This window comes from Streptomyces sp. RP5T, from assembly GCF_003933965.1.
Lineage (GTDB): Bacteria > Actinomycetota > Actinomycetes > Streptomycetales > Streptomycetaceae > Streptomyces.
In genome coordinates this window covers 1-7,914 of sequence record NZ_RSAJ01000402.1, presented here as the reverse complement: position 1 = coordinate 7,914, position 7,914 = coordinate 1, and the positions used below count along the sequence as shown (strand labels likewise).

Annotated in this window: 8 protein-coding genes; 6 read left to right on the top strand and 2 right to left on the bottom strand. The window is 72.6% G+C overall.

The window, feature by feature from the left end; all coding sequences use genetic code 11:
- Window positions 1–306 (top strand): hypothetical protein (locus EHS43_RS31330; RefSeq protein ID WP_260470799.1); only part of this gene is annotated, 306 nt, incomplete at its 5' end.
- A 31-nt stretch (window positions 307–337) separates the two neighbouring features.
- Entirely contained in the window at window positions 338–1,051 is a 714-nt protein-coding gene (locus EHS43_RS31325; protein WP_125194068.1) for a class III extradiol dioxygenase subunit B-like domain-containing protein, read from the top strand.
- 232 nt (window positions 1,052–1,283) lie between these two features.
- Here the strand turns inward: EHS43_RS31325 and EHS43_RS31320 are convergent, their stop codons facing one another.
- Together EHS43_RS31320 and EHS43_RS31315 are read right to left on the bottom strand one after the other, a co-directional pair.
- A complete protein-coding gene (locus tag EHS43_RS31320; RefSeq protein WP_125194067.1) occupies window positions 1,284–1,553 on the bottom strand; it encodes an antitoxin in 270 nt (89 codons plus the stop codon).
- Between the two features lie 24 nt (window positions 1,554–1,577).
- Window positions 1,578–1,889: a hypothetical protein gene (locus tag EHS43_RS31315; RefSeq protein ID WP_125194066.1), complete on the bottom strand. Its 312-nt coding sequence runs from the start codon at window positions 1,887–1,889 to the stop codon at window positions 1,578–1,580.
- Between the two features lie 182 nt (window positions 1,890–2,071).
- Here EHS43_RS31315 and miaA point away from each other — a divergent pair, with 182 nt between their 5' ends.
- The 4 genes from miaA to EHS43_RS31295 all read left to right on the top strand — a co-directional run bounded on the left by miaA (window position 2,072) and on the right by EHS43_RS31295 (window position 7,645).
- Window positions 2,072–3,010, top strand: coding sequence for a tRNA (adenosine(37)-N6)-dimethylallyltransferase MiaA (miaA, locus tag EHS43_RS31310; RefSeq protein ID WP_125194065.1), 939 nt, complete (start codon window positions 2,072–2,074; stop codon window positions 3,008–3,010).
- Window positions 3,011–3,118: 108 nt separating this feature from the next.
- The gene (locus EHS43_RS31305; protein ID WP_125194069.1) at window positions 3,119–3,622 is read left to right on the top strand and encodes a hypothetical protein; all 504 of its coding nucleotides are present in this window, start codon (window positions 3,119–3,121) and stop codon (window positions 3,620–3,622) included.
- Between the two features lie 622 nt (window positions 3,623–4,244).
- Window positions 4,245–5,114, top strand: coding sequence for a diaminopimelate epimerase (gene dapF, locus EHS43_RS31300; protein WP_125194064.1), 870 nt, complete (start codon window positions 4,245–4,247; stop codon window positions 5,112–5,114).
- A gap of 287 nt (window positions 5,115–5,401) precedes the next feature.
- Window positions 5,402–7,645, top strand: coding sequence for a bifunctional (p)ppGpp synthetase/guanosine-3',5'-bis(diphosphate) 3'-pyrophosphohydrolase (locus EHS43_RS31295; protein WP_125194063.1), 2,244 nt, complete (start codon window positions 5,402–5,404; stop codon window positions 7,643–7,645).
- The last annotated feature ends 269 nt before the right edge of the window (window positions 7,646–7,914 follow it).

Genomic DNA, 7,914 nt, shown 5'->3' with positions numbered 1-7,914 from the left:
GGGTGGGGCATGGGGCGCTGGGTGGTGTTGGTCGACCGTCACGTCGGCAACCAGAACGACGTCGACGAGGTGACGCACTTCGAGGGGACCCGGGACGAGGCCCGGGCCCGGCTGTACGAACTCGCCTGCACCCACCGTCCGGGTGCCGGCCTGCGGCAGAAGCGCCGGCAGGTCTACCGGATCGGTGACGGGGACGCCTACTACGTCCACATCGAGGGCGTGATGACGACGCAGCGCGTGATGTACCGGCTCGCCGAGCTGGCGTGGAGCACCCATCCGGAGTCCTGGCCCTGGGCCTGGAAGTAGCGGCCCTGGGCCTGGAAGTAGGCTGCCGACCATGCTCGTCGCCGCCGCCGTCTGCCCCTGCCCGCCGCTCCTGGTGCCCGAGGTCGCCGCGGGCGCCGCACCCGAGCTGGACGCCGCGCGGGCCGCGTGCGCGGACGCGCTGGGCGTGCTCGCGGCCGCCCGGCCCGATCTCCTCGTGGTCGTCGGTCCGGCGGAGCAGAGCGGGCGCGGGCCGCACGCCGAGGGGGCCCGGGGTTCGTTCCTGGGCTTCGGCGTGGACGTCGACGTACGCCTGGGCGCCGATCGCGGTGCGGACGTGCCGCGCCCACTGCCGGCCTCCCTCGCCGTGGCCGCCTGGCTCCTGGAGCGCACCGGCTGGGCAGATGCCCCGATCGAGGGACTCGGTGTGGGGGAACCGCTGGAGCCCGAGCGGTGTATCCAGACCGGGAGGGGCATCGCCGACCGGGCCGAGCGGGTGGCGATGCTGGTGATGGGCGACGCCAGCGCCTGCCGCACGCTCAAGGCACCCGGCTATCTGGACGAGCGGGCGGCTCCTTTCGACGCGGAGGTCGCGAGGGCGCTGGGCGCGGCCGACGTGGCGGCCCTGCGCGCGCTGGACGCCGAGCTGGCGTACGAACTGAAGGTCTCCGGCCGGGCGCCCTGGCAGGTCCTCGCCGGGGCGGCCGAGGGGGCCGGCCTGGGCGGCTCGCTGCTGTACGAGGACGCGCCGTACGGCGTGGGGTACGTGGTCGCGACGTGGTCGTGACGGTCGTGGAGGAACTGAGCTGTAGGGCCCTGGAGTCGTGGGGCCTCGGGCGCTGGTAGGGAGTCTTCGGCTCGGTGGGCCAGCGGAGGCGTGTGCTGGAACGGCGGACGGTCGGGGAAGCGCGCTGGAAACGGCGGACGGAGCCGGGGAAGCGTGCCGGAAACGGCGGACGGCCGGGGGCGTGTGCCCCGCGGCCGTCCGTCGGTGTGTGGCGCCGGTTCGGTGCCGGTTCTCAGGAAGCGGGCGGCGGTGAGGCCGGTGGCGTGGTGTCGCGGGCCGGTCCCTCGCTGCCGTCCTGGTGCGCGAGTCGGTCCATGGCGTCCTTGGCCTTGCCCGTGCCCGTCCGGATCCTGTCGCTGTACTTGCCCTTGGTCTTCTCGTCCACGACCTTGGCGGCCTTGTCGAGGCCGTGGTGGATCCTGTCCCCGTGCTGTTGCGCGAGGCCGGAGACCTTGTCCTTCGCCGGGTTGAGCTTGGCCTTGAAGTTGTCCAGGAGACCCATCGTTCACCTTCCCACGCGGGGCAGTTACGTGCGGGCGCCCTCGCCGGCCTCACGGTCGGCCGCGTCCTCGGCGGACTGCTGCTTGGGAATCTCGACGTCTTCGGCGGCGGCCTCCTCGACGGTCTCCGTCGCCGTCGTGGCGTCCGCGTCCTCGGCTCCGGCGGCCTCACCGGCTTCGGCCCCGGCCTTCTCCTCGGCCTTGGCCTGCGTCTGCTCCTTCGCCGCTGCCGCCTCATCCGCCGTGGGCTCGGCCGCTCGGACGTCGGCCTGCGTCTCGGCGGTTGACGCCTCCTCCGTGGCCTTCGACCTGCGGAGAAGTCGTGCGAAAACGCCCATATCCACTCCATACGCTACTCGTGCGGGGGAAACCCGCCTCATCCGGTGCGCCCGTTTGCGCCATCCGGATCGCCGCCTCCAGGAACGGGGCGGCTGAAACCACGCAACTGGCAACGACGCCGGACCTGGGCCGTCACGTAACTCGTTCGAGGTGGTGCCCCGGGGTTTGCGAGACTGGGGCGGTGAGCAGCGCACCCCCCGCCCCCCGCGTCATCGCCGTCGTCGGACCCACTGCGGCCGGAAAGTCCGATCTGGGCGTTTTCCTCGCCCAGCGACTGGGAGGCGAGGTCGTCAACGCCGACTCCATGCAGCTCTACCGAGGGATGGACATCGGCACCGCCAAGCTGACGCCCGCGGAACGCGAGGGTGTCCCGCACCACCTCCTGGACATCTGGGACGTGACCGTCACCGCGTCCGTGGCCGAGTACCAGCGGCTGGCCCGCGCCCGGATCGACGCGCTGCTCGCCGAGGGTCGCTGGCCGATCCTGGTCGGTGGTTCCGGGCTGTACGTCCGCGGGGCCGTCGACAATCTGGAGTTCCCCGGCACCGACCCCGAGGTCAGGGCCCGGCTGGAGGACGAACTCGTGCTGCGCGGCTCCGGCGCGCTGCACGCCCGCCTCGCCGCCGCCGACCCGGGGGCCGCGCAGGCGATCCTGCCCAGCAACGGCCGCCGTATCGTCCGGGCTCTCGAGGTGATCGAGATCACCGGCAAACCCTTCACCGCCAACCTCCCCGGCCACGACTCCGTCTACGACACCGTCCAGATCGGGGTCGATGTCGCCCGGCCCGAACTCGACGAGCGCATCGCGCGCCGGGTCGACCGGATGTGGGAGGCGGGCCTCGTGGACGAGGTGCGGGAGTTGGAGGCGCGAGGGTTGCGCGAGGGGCGCACTGCCTCCCGCGCGCTCGGATACCAGCAGGTGCTCTCGGCGCTCTCGGGGGAGTGCACGATGGAGGACGCGCGGTCCGAGACCGTCCGTGCCACCAAACGCTTCGCGCGCCGTCAGGATTCATGGTTCAGGCGCGACCCGCGGGTGCACTGGTTGAGTGGGGCTGCGGCGCATCTCACAGAACTTCCGCAGCTCGCACTGGCGTTGGTCGAACGACCGGTTACAGCCTGATCACGTCCTGGCATCGGGACGCTCCGGCCGTCATCCCGGCCTCCGGCGCCGTGCCATCATCGAGCTTCGATCGACCGAGATGAGTCCGAGTTGGGAGGGCGCGTGGCGATGGAGGCCGGCCCTCGCGACACCGCACAAGGCACCGAGCCCCGCACCGTCGAGAGCGGTGAACCGGAGCAGGACGGGATCCGTCTGAGCCCCGACGGGCCCGACGAGTTGCCGGGCGGTGTGACCGACGACGGCCCCGAGCCGGAAGAGATGTTCGCGGCCGGGGAAGAGGTCGAGGTCGAACTGCGCCCGCAGCGGCGTCTGCGTATCTGGCAGCTCGCCCCCATCGTCGCGCTGGCCGCGGTCGGCTCCCTGATGTTCGCCTTCCCCCTGGCCTTCGACTTCGGCGACAGCGGAGCGGTGATCGCGATGCTGGGCCTGCTGATCTGCTTCTGCGCGGCGGGCTGGGGCATGATGGCCGCGCGCCGCGTTGGTTACACGTGGCCGGGCCTGCCCCAGCGGGGCTCCGGCTCCCGCGCGGACTGGCGGGTCGTGACCGGGTACGCGCTGCTGGTGGCCGTGGTGGTCGTACTCGCGGTGTGGCGCGTGGCCCGCCTGCGGTGACGCGTGCACTGCGGTGACGCGTGCGCTGCGGTGACGCGTGCGCTGCGGGGGCGGGGGCGGGGGAGGCGGCTGCCTGGTCTGCCTGAGATCGGCCCCTTCAGGCCTGCGGCTGGCCTCTGCTGGTGCGCGCAGGTTCGCGGCTAGACCGCGTCGATCTGCGGCTGGTCTCTGACGCGGGTCTGAGTCAGTTTCTTCGGTCCATGACCGGTTCCTACTGGCGCCTACGGCTGGTCTCCTGAGCCCGCGACCGGCCCCCTCGGGCCTGCGCCGATCCCTGCTGTCGCGCGGCTGGTGGGCGCACGCAGGGTTGCGGTGAGGCCCCGTGGGCCTGCGGCCGGTCTCTGACACGGCCTGCGTCAGCCTCTTCGGTCCACGACCGGTCCCTACTGGCCTGCGGCTGCTCCTTGCCGTGGCGAGGCCAGCCCCCGCTGTCAGGCGGCCGGCGTGTGCCGGCCCGGGGCAGCCCTTGTCGGCCTGGGCAAGTTCCGCCGGTCCGCTGCAGCGTCCGTGCGCGGGCTGTCCCCCTGGTCCGAGGTCCGTTCCCCGGGTCCGTGCTCGTCCCCCGGCCCACGGCCGGCCTCCGGCCCGCCGCTGAAAAGCTCGGTTCGCTTACGATCGGAGAATGCGCACCCCGATCGCCTTCCTCAAGGGTCACGGCACCGAGAACGACTTCGTGATCGTCCCGGATCCCGAGAACGTTCTCGATCTGTCCCCCGCCGCTGTCGCCGCCCTGTGCGACCGTCGGGCCGGCATCGGCGGTGACGGCCTGCTCCACGTCGTACGGTCCGCCGAGCACCCCGAGGCCGCGCACATGGCCGGGGAGGCCGAGTGGTTCATGGACTACCGCAACGGTGACGGCTCGATCGCGGAGATGTGCGGCAACGGCGTACGCGTCTTCGCGCGCTACCTCCAGCACGCCGGGCACGTCACCGCGGGCGACCTCGCGGTGGCCACGCGCGGGGGCGTGAAGACCGTGCACATCGCGAAGGACGGTGACGTCACCGTCGGCATGGGCAAGGCGCGGCTCCCCGAGGGGGACGTCACGGTGACCGTCGGCGACCGCAGCTGGCCCGCCCGGAACGTGAACATGGGCAACCCGCACGCCGTCGCCTTCGTGGACGACCTCGCGCACGCCGGTGACCTGAACTCCCCGCCGCCCTTCAGCCCGGCCACCGCCTACCCGAGCGGGGTCAACGTCGAGTTCGTGGTCGACCGCGGCCCCCGCCACGTCGCCATGCGCGTGCACGAGCGCGGCTCGGGCGAGACCCGGTCCTGCGGCACCGGCGCCTGCGCCGTCGCCGTGGCCACCGCCCGCAGGGACGGCGCCGACCCGGCGGCCACCGGCAGCCCGGCCACGTACACCGTCGACGTGCCCGGCGGCACCCTGGTGATCACCGAACGAGCCGACGGCGAGATCGAGATGACCGGCCCCGCGGTGATCGTCGCCGAGGGCGAGATCGACGCCGACTGGCTTGAAAACGCTGTGCGTTGACCATATGAATCGCAACGTTCAGAGTCCCGGAGGCGTGGAACCGCAGCCTCCGACCCCCTGTGCGATTCAGAACCGCAGCCGGTCGCTGGTCAGGTGGCGCGAAATCGTAAACCTACAAACCTTCGCTCGAATGGGTGATCCGTTTCACGCTCGCCGAGAGGCGGTCAGTCGGGCGTGATGGGCTCGGTAGCATCAAGCACCGGCCCGGACGGGGGACAGATGCCATCCCCTGAGCCGTGTCCGCCATGGGGCACCCCGTCCGCCGGTCCACGCAGCCGGAGGTGCCCATGAGTGCGGAGGCGACGAACCCCGCGACCCCAGGTCCGGTAGCAGGCCCGGCCGCCCGCTGGCGGGCGCGGATCGACCTGCGCCGCCTCGGCCGCGCCGCGCTGCTCGGCCCCGCCGCCCGCGACCGGCTGCCCGACGCCATCGGCCACGTCGCCGAGGCCCACCGCGCCCACCACCCCGACGCCGACCTGGAGCCCCTGCGCCGCGCCTGGCTCCTGGCCGAGTCCTCGCACCGCGGCCAGATGCGCAAGAGCGGTGAGCCGTACATCACGCACCCGCTCGCCGTGACCCTGATCCTCGCCGAACTCGGCGCCGAGACCACCACGTTGACGGCCTCCCTGCTCCACGACACCGTCGAGGACACCGAGGTGACGCTCGATCAGGTCGGGGAGGAGTTCGGCGAGGAGGTCCGCTTCCTCGTCGACGGCGTGACCAAGCTGGAGAAGGTCGACTACGGCGCCGCCGCCGAGCCGGAGACCTTCCGCAAGATGCTCGTCGCCACCGGCAACGACGTCCGCGTGATGTCGATCAAACTCGCCGACCGGCTGCACAACATGCGCACCCTCGGCGTGATGCGCCCCGAGAAACAGGCCCGCATCGCCAAGGTCACCCGCGACGTCCTCATCCCGCTCGCCGAACGCCTCGGAGTCCAGGCCCTCAAGACCGAGCTGGAGGACCTGGTCTTCGCGATCCTCCACCCCGAGGAGTACGAGCACACACGCGAACTGATCGTCGACAACGCCTCCCGCGCGGACGACCCGCTCGCCGAGATCGCCGAAGAGGTGCGAGGGGTGCTGCGCGAGGCCGGCATCCAGGCCGAAGTCGTCATCCGGCCACGGCACTTCGTCTCCGTGCACCGGACGGCTCGCAAGCGCGGCCGGCTGCGCGGCGCCGACTTCGGCCGGCTGCTTGTCCTGGTCGGTGAGGACGCGGACTGCTACGGCGTCCTCGGCGAACTGCACACTTGTATGACGCCGGTCGTCTCGGAGTTCAAGGACTTCATCGCCGTACCGAAGTTCAACCTGTACCAGTCGCTGCACACCGCCGTGGCCCGTGGCGACGGCCAGGTCGTCGAGGTCCTCATCCGCACCTACCAGATGCACAAGGTCGCCGAGGCCGGTGTGGTGGCGCTCGGCAATCCGTACGTGGGCCCTTCCGAGGAGCCCAGCTCGGCCGACGGTGAACGGGTGGACCCCACCCGGCCCGGCTGGCTCTCCCGGCTCCTCGACTGGCAGGCGGCCGCGCCCGACGCCGACACCTTCTGGTCCACCCTGCGCGAGGACCTCGCCCAGGACCGCGAGATCACCGTCTTCCGGCCCGACGGCGGCACCCTGGGCCTGCCCGAGGGCGCGACCTGTGTGGACGCCGCGTACGCGCAGTACGGCGAGGACGCGCACGCGTGCCTGGGGGCTCGTGTCAATGGGCGTCTGGCGACCCTGAGCACCGTCCTGAAGGACGGCGACACCGTCCAGCTCCTCATGGGCCAGGACCCGGCCGCCGAGCCGTCCAAGGAGTGGCTGGAGCACGCGCACACGCCCGCCGCCCGGATCGCCATCCAGCGGTGGATCGCGACCCATCCCTCGCCCGAGGCGCCGGGAGAGGTGGAGGAGGGGAGCGGGACGGCCGCTGGGGCGGCCGACGAGAGCGCTGATGCGCCCGCTCCGGCGACGGCGGCGCGCGCGATCCCCGTCCGGGAGTCCGTCGTGCAGCCGCCGACCGCCGACACGCCCGACAGCGCGGGTCGGACCATCGCCGAGCCACGGACCCCGGACGACCGGACCGCCGAACGCTCCGGCGCCGCCGTCGCGCTGGTCGACCAGCCGGGCGCGACCGTACGGCTGGCCGGCTGCTGCACGCCCGTGCCGCCCGACGAGATCACGGGCTTCGCCGTGCGCGGGGGCGTGGTCACCGTGCACCGCGTCGAGTGCGCCGGGGTGGCCCGTATGAAGGACACAGGGCGCAGAGAGGTCGGTGTGCGCTGGGGCGACACGGCCGAGTGCCGGGTCACGCTGTTCGCGGAATCGTTCGGCCGCCCGCACCTCCTGGCCGACCTCACCGAGGCCATGGCCGGCGAGGGCGCCGAGATCGTCTCCGCCACGGTCGAGCCCCCGAGCCAGCAGCGCGTACGCCACACGTACACGGTCCAGCTCCCGGACGCGGCGCTGTTGCCCGCGCTGATGCGGGCGATGCGGAACGTGGCGGGTGTCTACGACGTGAGCAGGGCGCAGACGCCCGGGGGCTGAGGGGCTGCCGGACCGGCGGGGTGGTGCTCATGTGCCACGGGCGCCGCGTCGGGGATGTGGCCGACGTCTTGGAGAGCACTTCGCACCGGAACGGCTCCATCTCCCGGGGCCGCATCAGCGGCGTTGCGCTGCGGGCACCTCAGAGGCCCGGGTCCGCCCCGAGCGGGGAACGCAGGCCGCGCCACGCGCGTGTGCATCGTTGGCCCGTTGGCCCGTTGGCCCGTTGGCCCGTTGGCCCGTCGGCCCACACCCGCATACGCGCCCACGAC